This is a genomic window from Deltaproteobacteria bacterium GWC2_65_14 (genome assembly GCA_001797615.1).
In the GTDB taxonomy this organism is placed as follows: Bacteria; Desulfobacterota; Deferrimicrobia; order Deferrimicrobiales; family Deferrimicrobiaceae; genus GWC2-65-14.
Genome location: MGPV01000040.1, coordinates 23,815 through 41,092, shown reverse-complemented (window position 1 = coordinate 41,092; position 17,278 = coordinate 23,815). Strand labels below are relative to the sequence as shown.

The following is a 17,278-nucleotide window of genomic DNA, read 5'->3' as shown; positions in this document are numbered from 1 at the left end:
TCACTCGCCGGCTTCTCCGAAATTCCGCTCCCGGAGAAGGTCCGTCGCGCGCTCCGCCTCCTCCTCCGGAACCCGGATCTCCGCCGTCCCGATCCGGAAGAGATCCTGCAGGATCTCCCCCCGCACAAAGCAGCGGATGCCGGCCGATTCGAGGACCGATTTTGCCAACGCCAGGACGACCGGGTTCCCGGTCGCAAGCACCGTCACATGCTCCACGAACTCCGTCACCGGCTCCGGCGGAAGCTCCGCCTCCAGCGGTACCCGGCAGTCGGGGCACAGGGAGACCCCCGCGACATATTCCGCATGGCACTCAGGGCAGAACATTCATTCCCCCGGTGGGCACCGGGAATTTCCCTTCCAGGGCCATCGCCATCGATCCTTCCCGCCACGGAATCGTTGCCGTCAGAGGAGATCCCGCTTCCCGTTATACGACGGGACCGGCCCGGGGCAACGGGACAGGAAACGGAAAAGGGACCCGGCCGCCTGCCGGCCGGGTCCCCGGGTTACCATGGTGGCCCCTCCCAGAATTGAACTGGGGACACGAGGATTTTCAGTCCTCTGCTCTACCATCTGAGCTAAAGGGCCACGTTGGAAGTCTTCAATTCTAATGAGGCGCGGCGCCCCATGTCAAGCGCCGCCGCCCGTTCCCCCGTACGGTTCCCTGACGACGATCGTCTTGCAGACCCGGTCGTGGAGCCCCTGCTTCCGCGCGTCGAAGGCGGCCCAGAAGTAGCCGAAGTAGAGGGTCAGGTCGCACAGGAAGTAGCCGAGCCACCGGAACAGCGCCTTCCGGAAGTCGATCGGGGTCCCGTCCTCGTTCAGCACCCGGATCCGCATCGCCATCTTCCCGAAGGTCTGCCCGTAGGCCCCGTGGAGATAGACGTAGTAGAAGACGGGGAAGCCGAGGAAGAAGACGAGGCGCAGGACGTTCACCGCGGAGAACCCCTCTCCGGAGAAACCCTCCCCCAGTCCGCCTTCCGCCCACAGGCCGGCGTCCGCCCCATGCCGGTCCAGCAGGTAGAAGAGGTTGAACGCCGCGAGGAGGAGCAGGAGGTCGATGACCCGGGCGGCCGCCCGGGACCAGAACCCCGCGTAGGGGAAATCCCGCCCGGACCCGGGCTCCGTCATGCTTCCGCCTCGAAGTGGTAGGTGACCATGCAGAGCGCGGCCAGGGCCGCCGTGTCCACGCGCAGGATCCGCTGCCCGAGCCCGGCCCGGACGAACCCCATCGCTTCCGCCTCCCGGACCTCGTCCTCGGAGAAGCCTCCCTCCGGCCCCACCAGGAGCGACACGCTCTTCGGGCTTCCCATCCCGGAGAGCGTTGCCTTCAGCCCGAACCGCCCGACCCCCTCGTAGAGGACGACGCGTCCTTCGGAACGGGCGCCGGCGGCGACCGCCTCCGGGTAGGAGAGGAGTCCCGGGATCTCCGGGACCCGCCCGGAGCCGCACTGCTTCGCGGCGGCCAGCGCGACCCGTTCCCAGCGCATCCGTTTCCTGCGGGCCTCCTGCGGGCCAAGCCGCGGGATCGTCCGGGAGGAGCGGAAGGGGATCACCCGGGAGCAGCCGAGCTCGGTCGCCTTCTCGAGGATGAAGTCCAGCTTGTCCGCCTTGGGGAGTCCCACCAGCAGGGTGATCTCGATCGCCGGCGGCGGCTCCGGCGGGGAGGATTCGAGGATCTCGGCCCGCAGCGACCGGGAGGTCGCCTCGAGGATCCGCATCCGGTACCGGTTCCCGGCCTCGTCGAAGGCGAAGAAGGAATCCCCGGGGGAAAGCCGCAGGGAGCGGAGCATGTGCCCCGCCTCCGTCCCCGAAAGGAGGGCGGTGTCCCCCTCGATGTTCCGGCGCTCGACGAAAAAGGTGGGCATTTACCCGGCGACCGCCATCCGCAAGAGGAGCAGCGCCGTCCACTGCCCGTCCTCCAGGCGTCCCGCGGGGGAAAACCCCTCCGTCGCATACTCCTGCGTCACCCAGTCTCCCTTCTCCGCCAGGATCCCCGAGAGGATCAGCCGGCCGCCGGGGGCGCACAGGGAGGCGATCTCCCGCTTCACGTCGATCAGGATCTCCGCGAGGATGTTCGCGACGATCAGGTCGAAGCGTTCCCCGATCGCGGTGAGGGGGGTGTCCGCCGCGAGGAACCGGTCGGCGACGCCGTTGATCCGCGCGTTCTCGTTGGCCGTCTCGACCGCCCGCGGATCGATGTCGTTCCCCAGCACCTGCTCCGCCCCCAGCCGGGCCGCGGCGATGCCGAGGATCCCGGTGCCGGTCCCGAAATCGAGCGCCCGCCGGGGGGGATCCCCCTCCTCGAACAGCCCCTCGATCAGCCGCAGGCACATCCGGGTCGTCTCGTGGGTGCCGGTGCCGAAGGCCTGCCCCGGGTCGACGGTGAGCACCACCTCGTCCTCCCCCCCCTCGTACGGCTCCCAGGAGGGGCTCACGGTGATCCGTCTTCCGATCCTGCTCGGCTTGAAATGCTCCTTCCAGTTCTCCGCCCAGCCCAGGTCGGAGATCTCGGACGCGGAGAGGAAGGAGCCGCACTCCGGCCCGAACGACTCGTCCAGCACCGGGAGGAACTCGAGGAACTCCCCCTTGAGGCTGCCCAGGTCCGCCTCCCAGGAGAAGTAGGCGGTGAGCTGGGTCACCTCTTCCGGCGGGGGAAGGGGGTCGGCCGGATCCCCGTCCGGGCCGAAGAGCCGTTCGTCGTAGGCCATCCCCAGCGCCCCGAGCGTCGTGAAGAAGTGCGAGACGGCCTCCACCGCCTCGCGGCGCGTCTCCACGGTGATCGACTTCCAGCGGGTCATCGCGTCTCCCCCGGGGTTCCTGCCTTCATTATATACTCCGGCCCCTCCGGGGGAGGCCCTCCCCGGGATGTGATACGATACCACCTCGCCTCCCGGGCGATGCGCCGAAATGGACTCCGTGAGAAAAAAACTCCTGTCGGAAGCCGATGCGCTGAGGCCTGCCGCCGTCCGGATGCTTCGGGCGATCACCGGCTATTCCGAGCTTCCCCTGCGGGAGGTGCGGACCTCGGAGACGCTCGCCTCCTTCCTCGGGGAGCGGGGGTTCCGCGTGCGGCGCGGGGTTGCCGGGATGGAGACCGCCTTCCGGGCCGAGTTTCCGTTCGGGCGGGGGAAGCCGTCCGTCGCGCTGCTCTGCGAGATGGATGCCCTGCCGGGGCTGGGGCATGCCTGCGGGCACAACGTCGTCGGGGTCGCCTCCGCATGCGCCGCCGCCGCGCTGGCCTCGGCGGGCGCCGGGCGGGTCCGCGCCGGCCGGATCGTCGTGCTGGGGACCCCGGCGGAGGAGACCGGGTACGGCAAGGCCCGGATGGTCGGGGAGGGGGTCTTCCGAGGGATCGACGCCGCGATGATGGTCCACCCCTCCTCCCGGCGGCACGTCGACAAGGGAACCCTCGCCCTCCACAAGATCCGGTTCACCTATTTCGGAAAGGCCTCCCACGCCGCCGCCTACCCGGAGCACGGGATCAACGCGCTGAACGGCGTGCTCATGCTCTTCCAGGGGATCGCCGCGCTGCGCCAGCACCTGCCGGACACCGTGCGGGTGCACGGGATCGTGACGGAGGGGGGGAAGGTCCCCAACATCATCCCGGAGCGGGCGCAGGCCTGGTTCTACGTCCGCGGGGAGGACGACTCCGAGCTTGCCGACGCGGTCCGCCGGGTACGGGAGTGCGCGCGCGGGGCGGCGAAGGCCACCGCCTGCCGGCTGCGGATGGAGGAGGGGCCCTACACCCTCTCCGCGATGCGGGTGAACCCGGTGCTCGCCGCTTCCTACCGGAAGGCGCTCTCGCTCCTGGGGCTTCCGGAGAGCGGGGACCCGCCGAACCGCAACCGCGGCTCCTCCGACATCGGAAACGTCTCCCGGGTCGTCCCGGCCCTGCAGCCGAACGTCCCGATCTCCTCGGGAGCGCGGGTGGAGATCCACACCCGCTCCTTCGCGGAGGCGACCACCTCCCCGTCCGGGATCGCCGGGATGATGGAGGGGGTCCGGGCGCTCGCGCTCACCGCGTACGACCTCTTCGCCGACCCGTCCCTCGCTGTCAAGGCCTGGAAAGCCCACCGCACCTAAGAACGGGGACGTTCCTAAGAAGTGTCGCCCCCTCCTTTCCTTAGGAGCGTCGCTGTTCTTAGGAACGTCCCTGTTCTTGGGGTCAGGCGAGCAGGACGATCGTGGCGCCGTCGCCTCCCTGCTCCCGGGGGGCGGGGAAGAACCGTTTCGCGTAGGGGGAGCCCTTGAGGTGGCGGCGCACTCCCGTCTTCAGCGCCCCGGTGCCGTGCCCGTGGATCAGGAAGGCGTGGGAGGACTGGCCGAGCGAGAGCCGGTCGAGGAAGACGTCGATCTCGGGGAGGGCGTCGTCCACGTACATCCCGCGCAGGTCGAGGGTGTTCCCGGGGGTCTGGAGGTAGACGGCGGCCGCCGACTCCTCGGCACGGCGCGGCGTTCCCTTCGAGGGGGCCGGCGCGGCGTCCCGGTCCGCGGCGAAGATCCGGACCTGGTCGCGCGGCACCCGAAGCTTCATCCCCCCGACGAGCACCTCGGCTTCCTTCTCCTCGGGGCCCGCGGGCGCGGCCACCTCCCCTTCCTTGGACAGGGTGGAAAGGTACACCTTCTGTCCGGGGTGGAGGGTGGCTCCGGGAGGTGCCGGGGCGGTGCGGCTGATCATGGCGCGTACCACGGGGTCCTCCTCGACGCTTTTCGCCTTCTCCTTCCACTCCTGCAGGACCGTGGAGGCCTTCCTCACCGTCTCGATCTTCCGTTCTCTCCGCAGCTCGGAGGTGACCGACCGGAGTTCGTCCTCCGCCTTCCGGACCTCGTCCTGGATCCTGCGGCGCGCCTTCTCGAGCGCCCGCGACTCCTCCTCCTTCGCCCGCTGCCGCTCCGCCTCGAGCCCGCGGCGCGCCTCCTCCGCCTGCCGGCGCTTCTCCGCGAAGGCGGTCGCTTCGGCGGACAGCCTCTCCCGCTCCCTCTCCAGCCGGGCGAGCACCTCGTCCAGCTTCTGCCCCGCGCCGGTCAGGTACCGGCCGGACCGCTCGAGCACCTCCTCGGGGAACCCCAGCGCCCGCGCGATCTCCATCGCCATGCTCCGGCCGGGGACGCCGAGCCGGAGCCGGTAGGTGGGGCGCAGCTGTTCGGTGTCGAACTCCATCGAGCCGTTCTCGAAGCGGGGATCCTCGAAGGCGATCCCCTTGAGCTCCTCGAAGTGGGTGGTGGCCAGGACGCGGACCTCCCGGTCGGCGAGCGTCTCGAGGAATCCCCGGGCGATGGCGGCCCCCTCCCTCGGGTCGGTCCCCGAGACCACCTCGTCCAGGAGGACGAGGGAGCCCGCGTCCGCCCCCGCCAGGATCTCGTTCAGCCGGCGCACGTGGGCGGAGTAGGTGGAGAGGTCCTGCTCCACGCTCTGCTCGTCCCCCACGGCGGCGAAGACCCGGGGGAAGACCGACACGGTCGAATCGGCGGAGGCGGGGATCGACAGTCCCGCCATCGCCATCAGGACGAGCAGCCCCAGCGTCTTGAGGGCGACCGTCTTCCCGCCGGCGTTCGGGCCGGTCAGGATCAGGCAGCGGTACGGGCGTCCGAGTTTCAGGTCGTTCGGGACCACCTTCTTGCGGGAGAGGACCATCAGCGGGTGCCGCGCGGCGAAAAGGCTCACCTCGCCGGAGGCGTTCACGGTCGGCTCCGCCGCGGACATCTCCTCCGCCAGCAGGCAGCGGGCCTGGACGAAGTCCAGGATCGCGAGGATCTCCCGGCAGGCGAGGAGATCGTCCGCCCTCCGGGCGACCGCCCCCGAGAGCTCGGCGAGGATCCGCGCGACCTCCCGATCCACCTCGATCTCGGCCATCTTCACCTCGTTGTTCAGGTAGACCAGCTCCTCCGGCTCGAAGTAGACGGTCTGCCCGCTCTGCGAGGTGTCGTGGACGATCCCCTGGAAGAGCCCCTTGGCGGCGGTCTTGAAGGGGATGACGAGGCGCCCGGAGCGCACGGTGGCGTAGGCTTCCTGGATGTGGCGCGCGAACCGCGGAGAGCCGAGGATCTCCTCGGCCGTCTTCTGGAGCCGGCCCCGGAGCTGCTGGAGCTGCCGCCGCAGGTTTCCCAGCGCCGTCGAGGCGCGGTCGAGCACGTTTCCTTCGCCGTCGATCTTGAACTCGATCTCCTGGGCGATCTCCCGCAGGGGGGGAAGCCCCTTCGCGTGGTGGGCGAGGCGGGGATATCTTCCGCGGCGGTCCTCGAAGAACTTCCGGACCCGCTCCCCCGTCCGGGCCGTCTGACCGACCAGTAGCAGCTCGAGCGGAGCGAGGGAGGATCCCTTGACCGCCTTTTCCACCTCCGGGGCGATCTCCCGGAGCCCCTCCAGCGGGAGCGGTCCGTCCTCCGTGAGCATCCGCCGCCCGTCCCGGTTCTCCTCGAGCCGGATCCGGATCCGGTCCAGGTCGGTCCCCGGCGCGATCGAACCGCACAGCTCCCTGCCGGGGTCGGAGCAGGCGTGGGCCCGGAGCCGCTCGACCACCTTTCCCCATTCCAGCGCGGAGAGCGCCGTGTCCCATCCCGGAGCGTTCAACCGGTGCCTCGCCTTCGTCGGAAGTGCCGTGTCCGGGGTCATTATAACGGGAACGTGGTAGCATGATCGCCGGATATCCCGGAAGGGGAGAGAGGCATCCTTGTTCGGATTCCACCTGGTGCTCTTCTGGCTTTCGCTGTTCGCCTACGGCGCGGAGGCGGGGCTGCAGCTGGGCGGGATCGCCCCGAAATCGCCCGTCCGGTCGGCGCTCTTCGCGGGCCTTGTCCTGCACGGTCTCTTCCTCGCCGTGCGATGGTTCCTCACCGGGCATGCCCCGATGGCGGGGCTCTTCGAGTCGCTGACCGTGTTCTCCTTCTGCTCGGCCCTCTCCGCGTTTCTCCTGTGCCGGACCGAAGCGACGATGCCGGCCTGGAAGCCGCTCTCCATCCTGGTCCTTCTCCCGCAGGCCGGGGCCGCGCTGGTCGACAAGAGGCTCTCCCCCCTCTACCCGGCGCTGGACACCCCCTGGTTCGCCACCCACGTGGGGTTCTCGTTCCTCGGGTACGGGCTCTTCGCCGCGGGGCTCGCCCTCGCCCTGCTTTACCTGCGGCATGGCGGGGAGGAGGTCTACCGGGCCGCGGGAAGATCGGCGCTCTACGGGTTCTCGGCCTTTTCCGCCGGGATGGTCTGCGGCGGGATCTGGGCCTTCTACGCCTGGGGCTCCTACTGGATCTGGACGCCGAAGGAGATCTGGTCGGTGATCCTCTGGGTCTACTTCGCGGCGCTGACCCACCTCAAGTTCATCCCGGCGGGGAAGGGGTGGCCGGGGTGGGGCCGCCGCCTGGAGATGGGGGCCACCGCGGCCGGCTACTTCGTGATGCTGACCACCTTCCTCGGCGTGAGCCTGATCCTGCGCAGCTCCCACTCGTTCTGACCCCGGTCGCGATGCGCCCCGCCGCGGGGGCGTCCGTGAGCGGCTCCGCCGGGATTTGTCCCGTAGGAGATCTTGTGTACAATGCGAAGAGAGGTGACGTCATGAAATACAAGGTCGTCCTGACGCATTCCGAGGAAGGGTATGCGGTCCACGTTCCGGGATTGCCGGGTTGCTGGTCGCAAGGGGCCACGGAACAGGAAGCGTTGTCCAACATCCGGGATGCGATCCGCGAGTACCTTGCCGCCATCGGCGAACTGACGCAAAGCGCCGAGATCCGGGAAGTCGAGGTGGCCGGCTGACCCGTATTCTCACCATCCCACGTCATAATCCTGTCAATGCCTACACCATGGCCGGTATCGTCCGCGACGCGGGTCTGACCATCGAACAGTTCCGCGATCTTCTGTAGGCACCCGAATTCGCCCACTGCCTCCCTTGGCTGCTTCGCCCAGGATGCGCCCCGCCGCGGGGACGCCTGTGCGGCTTCGCCGCCTCCCCCTTCGTCGCGTCCGCGACTTCGGCGGGACAAGTCGGAGGGGGGCTTCGCTCCGCCCGCCCTCCGCTCCCGGAGAATCTTTTTATCTCCGCTCATCCCCCCATCCTTCGGCCGGCTTCGCCGATCGTGCGCCCCGGCGGGGTTCCCCTCTACCTACTTCCCCGCAGTTCGTCGTAAGATGGGGGGCATGGACGGGATAGGGCGCGGGGCGGGGGCGGGATGATCGGGGCGGCGTGGAGGTTCCTCACCTCCCTTACGACCTGCGCCTGGGTATCGCTTGCCTTCTGCGTCGCGGGGGCCGCCGGGTCGGTCCTGCTGGGGCGGTACCCGGAGATCTTCTCCGACATGGACGCCCAGCTGCTGGCCGGATGGTTTTCCCGCAAGGGGTTCGCCGCGCCGGGCCCGACGCTGTGGCTCTACGGTCTGCTCGCCGCGACCGCGCTCCTGGCGGTGAACGCCGCCTGCTGCACCCTCGAGCGGCTCCTGCAGATCTTCCGCGGGAAGGTGACGCTGCGCCGCCTCCTCCCGCACATCATGCACATCGCCTTCCTCGGCGTGGTCCTCTCGCACCTGGTGAGCAGCTTCTCCGGAGACCGGATCCCGGGGATCGCGGTCCCCGAGGGGGGATTCGTCCCGGTCGGGGGGACCGGGTGGGCCCTCCGGCTCGACCGCCTCCACGTCGACATGGCTCCGGAGGGGTACCCCAGGGACTTCTCCGCGGCGGTCACCCTCTTCCGGGACAGGAGCCCGCTCGCCCGGGGAGTCGTTCGGGCGAACGAACCGCTCTTCCACGAGGGGTACGGCATCTATCTCAAGGACTTCGGCCCCACCCCCTGGGGGGCCCCCTATGCGGTCTTCGACGCGAACCGTGACCCCGGCGCGTTCGCCATCCTGGTCTTTTCCCTGCTGTTCACCGCGGCGAACCTGGCCTGGCTGCTGCCGGAAAGGAGAACCGGTGCGTAGAAGGTTCCCGCCGCCGCTGCGCCCGGGGGATGTGGTCGCCGTCGTCGCCCCCGCGGGCCCGGTCGAGCCGGACCGCCTGGCCCGTGGGCTCTCCCGCCTATCGTCGGCCGGGTTCGTTCCCGAGACGGCCGAGGGGCTGCTCGCCAAGGACGGGTTTCTGGCCGGGGACGACGCCCACCGCGCGGCCCAGCTCCAATGGGCCCTCTCCCTGCCCGGGGCGCGGGCCGTCATGGCCGCGCGCGGGGGGTACGGGACGGCCCGCCTGATGCCGCTGGTGGACTGGAGGCGGGCATCCAGGCGTCCGCGGCTCTTCGTCGGGTACAGCGACGTGACCGCGATCCTGGCCTACCTCTCCACACGGCTTGGCATTCCGGCGATCCACGGGCCGATGGCGGCGGCCGACCTGGCGCTGCGGCCCGACCCGGCCTCCTTCGACGCCTTCCTGCGGCTTGCGGGAGGGAGAACAAGCCCCGGGGAGCCGTGGGGTCCCCCTTGCGACCGGCTTCGCGGCGGCGCCGCGGAAGGGATCCTTTCCGGCGGCTGCCTCTCCGTGCTCACATCGCTTCTGGGGACCCCCTTCGAGCCCGATTTCCGGGGGGCGCTCCTGTTCCTGGAGGATGTCTCGGAGCCGGCCTACCGGCTCGACCGGATGCTCACCCAGTGGATCCAGGCGGGGAAGCTCCGCCGGATCGCCGGGATCCTGGCCGGCAGGATTTCCCCGGTGCGGGGGGAAACCGCGGAGGGGATCCGCCGGGTCTTCGCCGAGGCGGGGAAGCGCCTTTCGGTCCCGGTCTGGTGCGGGTTCCCGGCGGGTCACGGGCGGACCAACTTCCCCCTTCCTTTCGGAGTCCGGGCGAGGATCGACACGCAGGGAAGACTCTTCCTCCTCGAGTCGCCGGTGGCGGGAACGTGATGGAGGCGGGTGCGGAGGGAGCCCGTTTCGGGGAGGCGGCCGGCCTGCTGGAGGAAGGGGTCCGGGAAAAGGCCTACCAGGCCGCCGTCCTGCTGGCCGCACGGGGGGAAACGGTCCTGTTCCAGGAGGCGGCGGGGGCGGCCAGCCTCTCCTCGGTCTTCGACATCGCCTCGCTCACCAAGCCGCTGGTCGCAACCCTCTTTTTCCTCCTCGCCCAGCAGGGGAGGATCTCCCCGGAAGACCGGCTGGAGGGGCTGCTCCCCGTCCGTTCCCCGGATCCGGAGGCCGGACGGATCACCTTCCTGCAGCTGCTCTCCCACACCTCCGGGCTTCCGGCCTACCGGCCACTCTACGAGGGGCTGCGGGAGGAGGGGGAGAAGCAAGGGTGCCGGATCCACGGCACCTCGGAGGGACACGACCGGATCCTCGAGGCGGTCCTCGCCATGCCGCTTTCCTTCCCGCCGGGGAGCGGCTGGGCCTACAGCGACCTGGGATACATGCTGCTCGGGAGGGCGATCGAGCTTTGCGCGTTTTCCTCCCTCGACCGGCTGCTCCGGAAGGAGGTGGCGCTCCCGCTCGGGATGCGGGACACCGGCTACCTCCCCCTGTCGTCCTTGAGCGAGTGTGAAACGGGAAGGATCGTCTCCACCGGGCGCTCGGAGGTGCGGGGGATCGAGAAGGTCGGCGAGGTCGACGACGAGAACGCCGCCGCGATGGGAGGGGTGGCGGGACATGGCGGGGTCTTCTCGACCGCCCACGACCTGTTCCTATTCTCCCGGGAGATCCTGCGGGCCCGCCGGGGGGAGGGACGGCTGCTCTCCCGCGCTTCCGCCCTCCGGATGACGGAGCGGGTCACAACCCCCGCGGGCTGTCCGAGGACGCCGGGGTGGGACTCTCCGACTTCGGACGCGGAGGGGGGATCCCAGGCGGGAGGGCGGTTTTCGCCGAACACGGTGGGGCACCTGGGCTTTTCCGGCTGCTCCCTCTGGATCGACCCCGAGCGGGAAGCCACGGTGGTCCTGCTGACCAACCGGGTCTATTACGGGCAGGACAACGGCCGGCTGAAAGCCCTGCGCCCCCGGATCCACGACGCGGTCCTCGCGGCGATGGACGGGTAACCGGGAATGAAAAACGTTCACCTGATCGCCGCCTGCGGGGTCGGGATGGCCTCGCTCGCCGGGATGCTCCAGGGGAAGGGGTTCCGGGTCACCGGGTCCGACGCGAACGTCTATCCCCCCATGAGCACCCAGCTGGAGAAGCTCGGAATCCGGCTCTTTTCCCCCTATGCGGCCGAAAACATCCCGGAGGATGCCGACCTCGTGATCGTGGGGAACGCGGTCTCCCGCGAGAACCCCGAGGCGATGGAGGCGGTCCGCCGGGGGCTTCCGGCCCTGTCGATGCCGCAGGCGGTGGACCGGTTCTTCCTCCCGGGGAAGGAGCCGGTCGTGGTGGCCGGGACCCACGGGAAGACCACCACAACCTCCCTGGCCGCCTGGTCGCTCTTCGCCCTGGGCGCCGACCCCTCGTTCCTGGTCGGGGGGATCCCGCGGAACTTTCCGGTGAGCTACCGGCTGGGGGAGGGGCGGCATTTCGTGATCGAGGGGGACGAGTACGACACCGCCTGGTTCGACAAGGGGCCGAAGTTCCTCCACTACCGTCCCCGGGTCGCGATCCTGACCGGCATCGAGTTCGATCACGCCGACATCTACCGGGACCTTCCCCACCTCACGGAATCGTTCCGGAAACTGGTCCGAATCCTTCCCAAGGAGGGGCTCCTCGTCGCCTGCGCCGACACCCCGGAGGCGGTCGCGGTGGCAAGGGAAGCCGTCTGTCCCGTCACGTTCTACCATGCCGGCGACCGGCCGGCGGTGGAGCCGCCCTCGGAGCCCTGGGTCGTCCGGACGGCGCCCGGGGAGGGGGAACACTCCCGGTTCCGGATCGAACGGGGAGGGGAGTCGCACGAGTTCCCCCTGAGTCTTCCGGGAAGGCACAACGCGGCGAACGGTGCGGCGGTGGCGATCGTCCTGATGCGCTTGGGATTCCCCCCGGAGAGGGTGGCCGAAGCCTTTCACGGGTTTCTGGGGGTGCGGCGCAGGCAGGAGGTGCTCGGCGAGTTCGGCGGGGTCCTCCTGGTCGACGATTTCGCCCACCACCCCACGGCCGTCCGGGAGACGATCGGGGCGATGCGCTCGCGGTACCCCGGAAGGCCGGTCACGGCGGTCTTCGAGCCCCGGTCGAACACCAGCCGCAGGAAGCTGTTCCAGCGGGAGTTCGCGGAGGCGCTCGCCGGGGCCGACTCCGTCGTCGTGGCTTCGGTCTTCGGGGCGGAGAAGTTTCCTCCCGCCGAGCGGCTCGACCCGGGGGAGGTGGCCGCCTCGGTTCGGGCGTCCGGCCGGGAGGCCCTCCACATCGCGGAGGTGGACCGGATCGTGGAGCATCTGGCGTCGACCGCCCGCCCCGGGGATCTCGTCCTCATCATGTCCAACGGGGGATTCGGCGGGATCCAGGGGAAGGTGGCCGCCGCCCTGGGCGATCGCACGACCTTCCGGGAAGAAAGGACGCGGCAACACCCTACTTCTTAGGAACGTCCCTGTTCTTGGGTTTTTTGATTTGACTCGGGGGGGGGGGACTGGTACATTTTGCCGGGTATGGGGCGGGGAAAAGGGAAATTCGGCCGGCGGGCCTGGCTGGCGGTCGGACTGTCCGGCCTGGTGTTGGCCTGGCTCACCGGCACCGCGGCGGCGGAATACCCGCGCAAGGTCGCCATCGCCCCATTTACCGTCCTGACTCCCCAGGAAGATCTCCGGAACATCGTGCCGGTGCTCCCCCGTCTTCTTTCGTCCCGCCTGATGGCGCTTTCGGGCGCGGAGGTCCTTCTCCTGACGCCCGGGGAGACGCCCCCCGAGGATGCGGCGAAGAAGGCCGGGTACCCGCTGCTTCTCCGGGGGACCGTGGCGAAGCTGGGGGGCGGGTACAGCATCGACCTCGCGGCGGCCGACCTGGCCGGCGGGAAAGCGGCGGGGGCTTTCTTCGCCTCCGCGGACACCATCGACGCGATCATCCCCCGCCTCGACGATCTTGCCGCCGACATCTCGGAAAAGCTGTTCGGTGTGAAGACAGCAGCCAGGGTTTCCGCGCCTGCCCCGGCGGGCCCGCCGTCCGCCTATTTGCCTCCGCCGCCAGCCGCCGGACAGACGCCGCCCGCGGTGCCTTCGGAAGCATCGGTTCCCCCTTCCGCAAAGCCTTCCGCCGTCCCCCCGCTTCCCGCGAAGGACTGGACTCCTTCCTCCCTGAGCAAGGTTGCGGAGTCCGGAAGGATCGCCGACGAGTTGTACGGCATCGTGTCGGGCGACGTGGACTCCGAAGGGAACGGCGAGGTCGTCGCCTACGGGAAAAAGATCCTCCATCTCTACCGGGTGAAAGGGAGCGAGCTGCTCCCGTTCACCCGGATCACCGAGGGGTTGCCGGACCATATTTTCAACGTCGAGGCGGTCGACCTCGACGGAGACGGAGGGAAGGAGATCCTGGTGACCGGCCTCGACGGGGAAGAGATCCGGTCCTCCGTCTGGAAAAGGAAGGGGGATATCTACGAAAAGATCGCCGGCCGCATCCCCTACCACGTCGTCCTCCTGCCGGATTGGCAAGGGAAGGCGGTATTGGTAGGCCAGCAGAAGGGCGGAGACACCCCCTTCTCCGGGAAGATATACGAGATGTCCTGGGACGGGAAGTCGCTGGCGAAGGGCGCACCTCTCCCGGCCGACACATCGCGGGCTCCCCTTACCTCCGGAGTCATGGGCCTTTCCTCCGCGAGGTTCGGGGAGCAGTGGAGATGGATCTACACGGATGAAAACGACAATCTCCGGGTTCTCGACGCGGTCGGGAGCACCGAATACAAGACCGGGATGAAGTACGGATGGTCGGGGGATTCCTTCGAATGGGGGCTCTATCTCCCCCGCGTTGGAAAAACCAGGTACCCTGTCCGGAAGGCGGTCCGGGTTTCCCGGGACCCGGGAGGCCGGTTGACGCTCCTTGTGCCGGAACAGGGAGACCAGTTCATCAATATCGAAGCGTTCAGCAGGGCCAAGCGTCTCGTTCTTCTCCAGTGGAGCGGCGGGGAGATCGTGGAAAAGGCCGGGACCCCGAAGGGAGATCGGATCTACTCGGGCGCGGATTACCTCCCGGGAGCCGTCCTGATACCCGGGGGGAAGGTGATCGCCTCCGCCATCGAACGGTCGGGCGGTGTTTTAAAAGGTGGAATCAGCCGCCTGGTTCTGTTCCGGGTAGAGTAGGTACGAGGGGAACGGGGCGATGGGGTCTGTGTGAAAACAGTTGACAAGGTTGAAGACAAGATGATATTTAGGTCAAAAAAACATGGTTTCTTAAATGGCATGATGGCGTTGCGGGTGGGATGAAGTACTTCATTTATTGGGGGAGGAGGTGGTGGCTGGAGGGGATGAGGCGATCGGCAAGTCAGGATTATTCCACAGGGGAAGAAAGGCGTTTATCTCTTCAAGGAGGGGAATGATGAGGAAAAGCCTGGTACTATTGTTTGCTGCGATCCTGGTGGCGGCATTTGCCCTGCCGGCGATGGCGGACATCTCGTTCTTCGGAACGGCCAGGGTCATGCCGACCTTCTACTCCAACTTCGACTTCAACGACAATACACCCGATGCGCCGGTTCTGAACGAGGGCGGCTATACCGCGGGCGAGCACATCCGCTCCGAGCTCCGCCTGGGGTGGAAGGCGGGCGGGGACAACTGGAAGATCATGATGATCGCCGAGTCGGACGTCATCATGGAAAAGGACACGGCGGACCGTTCCTTTTACACTGGGACGTTTAAGGGAGTTGGAGATAGGCCCAATGCCGGTTCCGAGTTCGGGATCGAGCGGTTCGAGGCGAACTACACCTTCACGCCGGCTTTTGTTCTGTCGACCGGATGGAACATCCGCGCGGCTGACATCCGGACGGGCGGCCTCCTCTTCGGCGATGATCACCCGTTTCTCGAGGTCGGCGGCAAGCTCGCAGAGAACCTGAACTACGCGCTCACCTACATCACCGTCAATAACCGCACGCTGACTTCAGGAGTCTCACCCGTAAAAGACGACTGGCGTGCCTACCTGCTGAAGTTCAATGCCGACGTCGGATCGGGCGACGCGAAATTCACGGTGAGCCCGATGCTCCTCTACAGCGACAACCGGCTAAGGAGTGCGAAGGTCTACTACTACGGCATCGAGGCGTTCGGGCAGGTCGGGCTGTTCAAGCCCTCCTTCGAGTTCGTCTATGCCGACGGGGAGTTCCGGGCCCCCTCCACGACGGACATCAAGGCGTACGCGGCGTTCGCCGGCGTCGAGGCCGCGGTGAGCAAGGCGCTTAACCCCTACATCGCCGTCCGGTACGCCACGGGGGACGACAACAGCAGCGACACCGAGGCCGAGGGCTTCGTCGGGGTCACCGACATCGCCCGGTTCACCCCGCTCATGGGGATGGACGGAAACATCCTCGGCGAGTCCATGGGGAATCCGTACGGGAACGTGCTGTATTCTTACGCCCCGGAGAGGAAGTTTGGTACCAATCTATACGGCGGGATCGGCAACGCCGGCTCCGGCGACAACCCCGGGCATATGATCGTCGCGCTCGGGTCCAAGGGCGCCCTTTCCGATGCGCTCTCCTACAAGGCCCAGGTCTTCCTGATCTGGTACAACGAGACCCCGAACATTCCGGTCGGAGCCGGACAGACCGTGACGGAAGTGGACGACTATGCCGGGACCACCTTCGATCTGCAGCTGGCGTACAAGTTCGCCAAGAACTTCTCCACGACGTTCATCTACTCGGCGTTCGTGCCGGGGGACGGGATCAAGCAGCAGCTGGCGACCACGGCCGATGATACGATCGCTCAGCTCGGCACTCTCCAGCTCGTCTGGGCGTATTAAGCGAAGAGAGAAAGTCCAGGACGGAAACGTCGGCCGGGGCCCCGCACGGGGCCCCGGTTTTTTTCAGCCCGTTTCCGCCGATTGTTCGTCGTGGCTCCGTTTCTTCCAGGGTCTACAATTTTTTCCAGTAGCTGTTCTCCGTGACCGCGGAACCGCCCTGTTCCTCTCCAGCCGGGAAGGCCGCTCCCGCCGGGAAAAGGACCAGCGGCTCCTTCACGTCCAGGAAGTTGTCGTATGGGGTGGTATCCAGCCGCAGGGGTACTTCCGCCCGAATACGGTACTCCCCCGGAGCCACTCCCTTGGTATCCCAGATGAAAGTATGCCGATACTCGTCCCCGAGGCTGGCACCAAACTCATAGGAAAACAACATGCTTGCAACCACTTTGCCATTGGCCAGCACATTGGCCGAGGTGGATTCGTAGTAGTTGTTGATGAGTTCTCCCCAATGCATCCAGACGACCTCGATCCGGATCGGATCCCCGGATCGGGCCCGGATCGGGGTGACCGTGACCTTGCGGACGACAAGGTCGGCATGGGCCCCGTCGCTGTCCCCCACCGACGACAGGCGTATCAAATGACCGGCGATCGCCGGATGGCCATGAAGGAACAGCAAGGGAGCGAACAGAACTGCGGTGATCCATACTCTTTTTTGCATAGAGTTATCCTCCCTCAGTGCTTCCCCCTAAGGCTTGGATGTCCCGGGAAGGAAAAAAATTCACGGTCCTTGGGGGCTCACCCGTCGGATCCGTGGAAGGACCTTCGGGGGGATCCGATTGACGCCCGGGTGGCTATCCCTGGCGAACCCGGTCCGCTACCGGTCCGGCGCCCCGGTCAGCGGGAGAAAGAGCAGGCGGCTGCTCTTCCTCGGCTGCAGCATGGAGGGCGACTCCGAGGTCACCACGAATATCCCCTTCCGGCTCGCATGCAGACCCTGAATGGGAGTTTCCAGTTCCGGCCCGAGGGTGCCCCGGACGAACCGCCCCTCGCGGTAATCCAGGGTCGCCAGCCAGCTCTTCCGGACGTCGGGGCCGATCCCCGAGACGGGGGATCCCTCGAAGGCGGCGGCCACTACCTCCAGGCGGCCGTCTCCGTCCAGATCGACGACCGTCGGCGGAACTTCGAAAGTCGCCGTGGTGAAAAGCCGGTCCGCGGCGCCGGGGTTGACGTCGTAGGTCAGCACCGAAAGGCTTCCCCCCATCTGCCGGGAGGATTCGTAAAGAAGCTCCGTTCCGCTGTAGACAAGCAGCTTCCGGTTGCGCACGAACACGGTCTCCGGCCTGCCGTCGCCGGTCAGGTCGGCGAAAAGAGCCCCCTGAACCGCAAAAGGCCTGGACACCGGAAACGACGGCTCGCCGATCGCCAGTTCCTCCCCTCTCAGCCGCAATTCCCGGATCCGGTCGCCGAAGAAAATGTCCCGGTCGAAGGCTTGGCCGAGCAGTGTCTCCCGGGCTCCGTCCCCGTCCCGGTCGAAACTCCCAAGAAGGTAGGGGATTTCTTCCCGGATCGACGCCAGCGTCCCTCCCCGGAGCGCGT

Annotated in this window: 15 protein-coding genes, 1 tRNA gene and 1 pseudogene (1 of these 17 cut by a window edge); 9 read left to right on the top strand and 8 right to left on the bottom strand. The window is 67.8% G+C overall.

The features are described from left to right. The 5 genes from A2X88_01235 to A2X88_01215 form a co-directional block, all read right to left on the bottom strand. On the bottom strand, window positions 1-324 hold the full coding sequence (locus A2X88_01235) for a hypothetical protein (GenBank protein OGP33982.1): 324 nt from the start codon (window positions 322-324) through the stop codon (window positions 1-3). A 185-nt stretch (window positions 325-509) separates the two neighbouring features. Further along, a tRNA-Phe gene (locus A2X88_01230) sits at window positions 510-585 on the bottom strand. Window positions 586-627: 42 nt separating this feature from the next. Continuing rightward, the gene (locus tag A2X88_01225; protein ID OGP33981.1) at window positions 628-1,128 is read right to left on the bottom strand and encodes a hypothetical protein; all 501 of its coding nucleotides are present in this window, start codon (window positions 1,126-1,128) and stop codon (window positions 628-630) included. Next, window positions 1,125-1,865 (bottom strand): hypothetical protein, encoded by a 741-nt coding sequence (locus A2X88_01220; protein OGP33980.1) that lies wholly within the window; start codon window positions 1,863-1,865, stop codon window positions 1,125-1,127. The genes A2X88_01225 and A2X88_01220 overlap by 4 nt, the downstream gene beginning before the upstream one ends. Continuing rightward, entirely contained in the window at window positions 1,866-2,798 is a 933-nt protein-coding gene (locus A2X88_01215; protein ID OGP33979.1) for a ribosomal protein L11 methyltransferase, read from the bottom strand. A gap of 109 nt (window positions 2,799-2,907) precedes the next feature. Between A2X88_01215 and A2X88_01210 the strand changes: the two genes are divergently transcribed. After that, on the top strand, window positions 2,908-4,083 hold the full coding sequence (locus A2X88_01210; protein ID OGP33978.1) for a hypothetical protein: 1,176 nt from the start codon (window positions 2,908-2,910) through the stop codon (window positions 4,081-4,083). A gap of 82 nt (window positions 4,084-4,165) precedes the next feature. On the opposite strand, the gene A2X88_01205 is transcribed toward A2X88_01210, so the two are convergent. Further along, window positions 4,166-6,535 carry a hypothetical protein gene (locus A2X88_01205; protein OGP34004.1) on the bottom strand — a complete coding sequence of 790 codons (2,370 nt, stop codon included), beginning with the start codon at window positions 6,533-6,535 and terminating at the stop codon, window positions 4,166-4,168. A 136-nt stretch (window positions 6,536-6,671) separates the two neighbouring features. On the opposite strand from A2X88_01205, the gene A2X88_01200 reads away from it, so the two are divergent. From A2X88_01200 to A2X88_01165, 8 genes are all read left to right on the top strand, one after another. Beyond that, window positions 6,672-7,445, top strand: coding sequence for a hypothetical protein (locus A2X88_01200; protein OGP33977.1), 774 nt, complete (start codon window positions 6,672-6,674; stop codon window positions 7,443-7,445). Between the two features lie 101 nt (window positions 7,446-7,546). Beyond that, window positions 7,547-7,744 (top strand): hypothetical protein, encoded by a 198-nt coding sequence (locus A2X88_01195; protein ID OGP33976.1) that lies wholly within the window; start codon window positions 7,547-7,549, stop codon window positions 7,742-7,744. Window positions 7,745-8,157: 413 nt separating this feature from the next. Next, window positions 8,158-8,901 carry a hypothetical protein gene (locus tag A2X88_01190; protein OGP33975.1) on the top strand — a complete coding sequence of 248 codons (744 nt, stop codon included), beginning with the start codon at window positions 8,158-8,160 and terminating at the stop codon, window positions 8,899-8,901. Continuing rightward, window positions 8,894-9,814, top strand: a complete 921-nt coding sequence (locus A2X88_01185) for a hypothetical protein (protein OGP33974.1) — start codon at window positions 8,894-8,896, stop codon at window positions 9,812-9,814. The genes A2X88_01190 and A2X88_01185 overlap by 8 nt, the downstream gene beginning before the upstream one ends. Next, window positions 9,814-10,932 (top strand): hypothetical protein, encoded by a 1,119-nt coding sequence (locus A2X88_01180; protein ID OGP33973.1) that lies wholly within the window; start codon window positions 9,814-9,816, stop codon window positions 10,930-10,932. Before A2X88_01185 ends, A2X88_01180 begins: the two co-directional genes overlap by 1 nt. Window positions 10,933-10,938: 6 nt before the next feature. Then, window positions 10,939-12,396 carry a hypothetical protein gene (locus A2X88_01175; GenBank protein ID OGP33972.1) on the top strand — a complete coding sequence of 486 codons (1,458 nt, stop codon included), beginning with the start codon at window positions 10,939-10,941 and terminating at the stop codon, window positions 12,394-12,396. A 66-nt stretch (window positions 12,397-12,462) separates the two neighbouring features. After that, entirely contained in the window at window positions 12,463-14,103 is a 1,641-nt protein-coding gene (locus A2X88_01170) for a hypothetical protein (protein ID OGP33971.1), read from the top strand. A 256-nt stretch (window positions 14,104-14,359) separates the two neighbouring features. Further along, entirely contained in the window at window positions 14,360-15,745 is a 1,386-nt protein-coding gene (locus A2X88_01165; GenBank protein ID OGP33970.1) for a hypothetical protein, read from the top strand. Between the two features lie 112 nt (window positions 15,746-15,857). Here the strand turns inward: A2X88_01165 and A2X88_01160 are convergent, their stop codons facing one another. Continuing rightward, window positions 15,858-16,400 (bottom strand): hypothetical protein, encoded by a 543-nt coding sequence (locus A2X88_01160; protein ID OGP33969.1) that lies wholly within the window; start codon window positions 16,398-16,400, stop codon window positions 15,858-15,860. Window positions 16,401-16,556: 156 nt separating this feature from the next. Further along, window positions 16,557-17,278, bottom strand: a pseudogene (locus A2X88_01155) (hypothetical protein) (it continues 994 nt past the right edge of the window).

Excerpts from the sequence above, each read along its gene's own strand:
- A2X88_01235 (OGP33982.1), bottom strand. The coding sequence starts at position 324 with ATGTTCTGCCCTGAGTGCCATGCGGAATATGTCGCGGGGGTCTCCCTG.
- A2X88_01225 (OGP33981.1), bottom strand. The coding sequence starts at position 1,128 with ATGACGGAGCCCGGGTCCGGGCGGGATTTCCCCTACGCGGGGTTCTGG.
- A2X88_01220 (OGP33980.1), bottom strand. The coding sequence starts at position 1,865 with ATGCCCACCTTTTTCGTCGAGCGCCGGAACATCGAGGGGGACACCGCC.
- A2X88_01215 (OGP33979.1), bottom strand. The coding sequence starts at position 2,798 with ATGACCCGCTGGAAGTCGATCACCGTGGAGACGCGCCGCGAGGCGGTG.
- A2X88_01210 (OGP33978.1), top strand. The coding sequence starts at position 2,908 with ATGGACTCCGTGAGAAAAAAACTCCTGTCGGAAGCCGATGCGCTGAGG.
- A2X88_01195 (OGP33976.1), top strand. The coding sequence starts at position 7,547 with ATGAAATACAAGGTCGTCCTGACGCATTCCGAGGAAGGGTATGCGGTC.
- A2X88_01190 (OGP33975.1), top strand. The coding sequence starts at position 8,158 with ATGATCGGGGCGGCGTGGAGGTTCCTCACCTCCCTTACGACCTGCGCC.
- A2X88_01180 (OGP33973.1), top strand. The coding sequence starts at position 9,814 with ATGGAGGCGGGTGCGGAGGGAGCCCGTTTCGGGGAGGCGGCCGGCCTG.
- A2X88_01175 (OGP33972.1), top strand. The coding sequence starts at position 10,939 with ATGAAAAACGTTCACCTGATCGCCGCCTGCGGGGTCGGGATGGCCTCG.
- A2X88_01170 (OGP33971.1), top strand. The coding sequence starts at position 12,463 with ATGGGGCGGGGAAAAGGGAAATTCGGCCGGCGGGCCTGGCTGGCGGTC.
- A2X88_01160 (OGP33969.1), bottom strand. The coding sequence starts at position 16,400 with ATGCAAAAAAGAGTATGGATCACCGCAGTTCTGTTCGCTCCCTTGCTG.